The sequence below is a fragment of the Microbacterium sp. zg.Y909 genome (genome assembly GCF_024626565.1).
On record NZ_JANJFJ010000506.1, the window covers coordinates 1 to 2,646 of the forward strand.

Below are 2,646 nucleotides of genomic sequence, written 5' to 3' on the forward strand. Positions count from 1 at the left end.
ATGCGCGCCGACTTGGAGATGCGCAGCTCCCGCTGCCCCACGCGCACGGATCCATAGAGATACGACACGACGGCCGTGACCAGCAGGCACACCAGCAGCACCGCCGACACGAACCCGACTACGGCCGTGTAGAACGGCATCGCGAAGAGGTAGAAGCCGGTGTCGAGGCCGAACTCCGGGTCCGTCACGTCGGTGGCGACGCCATTGAGCCAGAGCCACGTCGTCTCCCACTGCGACGACGCGGCGAAGCCGGCGAAGAAGCCGAAGAAGATGGGGATGCCCCACATCGCCAGGCGACGGAGCGGCTCGACGACTTCCTGGTACCGGTCCAGCTGCGAGCTGAGCCGTGCATAAACCGGTCGGAGGCGATAGGCGAGCTGGATCGCGATCCACACCGGCACCGCCATCGCGAAGAACCCGATGAGGAACATCGTCACCCGCGCGGTCCACTGCGTGACGAGAACGCTGTCGAAGCCAAGCTGCTCGTACCAGAGCCAATCGGCGTAGAGGTTGGAGAACGCGAAGAACGCGACCACGAGCGCCGCGATGATCGCGAGCGTGATCGTTATTGCGCGGCGTGAGGTGCTGGGCGTGGCCTGGTTCGGCGGTGAGGTCGTGGTCACCCCCTAATCCTAGGCGCCCCTGCTCCGACGGGATGCCGAGGAGATGCCGAGACCTGCTCAGGTCACGATTCGCACGACGCCAGGGCCGTCAGATCCCCGTCGTCGCGCACCGTCTCGAGCACCTCGAGTGCGTCGTCGAGCGTCGTCACGGCGAAGACCTGCAGCCCGTCGGGAATGTAGCCGACCACCTCGCCGCAGTTCGCCGCGGGGGCGAGGAAGATGTCCGCTCCGGCATCCTCGGCCCCCCACATCTTCTGGCGTATACCGCCGATCGGGCCGATGTCGCCGGTTCCGGTGATCGTGCCGGTGCCGGCCACATCGGCGCCGCCGTTGAGCTCGCCCGGGGTCAGCACGTCCATGATCCCGAGGGCGAACATCATGCCCGCGCTCGGGCCGCCGACGTTGTCGAGCTGGATGGTGATGTCCAGCGGAAAGTCGTACTCCTGCATCAGGGTGACCCCCAAGAGCCACACCGTCTCGCCGTCGACCTCTTCCTCTCGCGGCGTCACCGTCACGTCGCGGGCCGTCCCCTCGCGTTCCACGGTCAGGGTCACCGGCTCGCCGGCGCGCTCCGCGACGATCGCCCGCACCTCAGAGGCGTCGGCGACACTCCGTCCCTCGACGGCGACGATGACATCCCCCGTCTCCACGGCGCCGCTCGCGGCGGAGTCGTCGGTCAGCGAGTACACCGTCAGCCGCGCGCCGACGTCGTAGCCGAGTTCGCTCAGGGCAGCGGCCGTAGCCTCCTGCTGGGAATCGACCATCATGGCCGAACTCTCCTCGTTGCGCTGCTCGGTCGTCTGGCCTGCGGGGAACACCTCGTCGATGGGGACGACGGCGCGGGTGCGGTCGAACCACGCCAGCGCCAGCTCGAACCATGAAATGGGGTGCTCGCGGTTGCCGCGCACCTGCACCGTCAGCAGGTCGAGCGTGCCGGCGGTGGGATAGGTCTCGGCACCCTCGACCGAGATGAGCGGCACCTCCTCGCCGTCGCCCGTGCGCGCCGTGCCGAGGGTGTCGTACACCGGCCCCGGCTGCTGGATGACGTACGCGGTGGGAAGGAACGTCAGCACCAGCAGCACCACGAGCGCCACGACGAGTGACCAGATGCCCGCCACCGCACCCCGCGGCAGCCGACGGCGCGGTGCCGGGACGAGGGTGACGTTCTCATCGATGAGGGCCAACGGCGGGCCTTTCTGTGCCAGGTCGTTCGCGACCGGCGAAAACCAGCCGGGTGGTGCGAGGGAGGGGTGCCACTAGCGTAGAGCGGGACACCCCCTACCTGCTGAAAGGCGCCTGACATGGCCGACGGCGAAGACCGCTCCCCCGAGGATGATTTCCAGGAACTGCTGCGTCGGCTCTTGGGGGGCCAGCCGGGGGCGATCGACCCCGAACAGCTCTCGCGCCTGTCGGGCATGGGGATCGACCCCGCGATGATGGCCGCGATGATGCAGCAGATGCAGAGCGCGTTCTCGCAGGCGCCGTCGGACGGCATCTCGTGGGACCTCGCCAAGCGCCAGGCCCTGCACATCGCCAACCAGGGCGGTCTCGGCATCAGCAGCGGTGAGCGCACCGACCTCGGCGAGGCGTTCGCACTGGCGAACCTGTGGCTGAGCGAGGCCACGACGATCTCGGAGCTCTCCCAGCCGCCGCGCACCCTCACCCGTGGCGGGTGGGTCGAAGCCACCCTGCCCGTCTGGCAGGAACTCGCGGAGCCCGTCGCCCTCAGCATCGCCGACGCGCTCACCGCGGCCCTCGACGAACAGGTGCCAGAAGAGATGCGGTCCGTCGTACAGGGCGCAGGCAAGCTCATGCGCACCGTGGGCGGTTCGCTGTTCGCCGCACAGCTGGGCGCCGTCGTCGGGCGACTGTCGACCGAGGTCGTCAGCGGCGGCGACGTGGGGCTTCCGGTCATGCCCGCCGGCGAGGCGGCGATCCTGCCGCAGAACTTCGCCGACTTCGGCCGCGACCTCGGCATCGCCGACGACCAGCTCGCGCTGTACCTGGCCACGCGCGAGCTCGC

At 69.1% G+C, this 2,646-nt stretch carries 3 protein-coding genes; 1 reads left to right on the plus strand and 2 read right to left on the minus strand.

What is annotated here, in order from left to right; all coding sequences use genetic code 11:
• The coding region (locus NQ160_RS22050) for a UPF0182 family protein (protein WP_257517184.1) at positions 1–623 on the minus strand (623 nt) is incomplete at its 3' end.
• 62 nt (positions 624–685) lie between these two features.
• Positions 686–1,807, minus strand: a complete 1,122-nt coding sequence (locus NQ160_RS22055; RefSeq protein WP_257517185.1) for a YlbL family protein — start codon at positions 1,805–1,807, stop codon at positions 686–688.
• 117 nt (positions 1,808–1,924) lie between these two features.
• Between NQ160_RS22055 and NQ160_RS22060 the strand changes: the two genes are divergently transcribed.
• Positions 1,925–2,646 (plus strand): zinc-dependent metalloprotease (locus NQ160_RS22060; protein ID WP_257517186.1); only part of this gene is annotated, 722 nt, incomplete at its 3' end.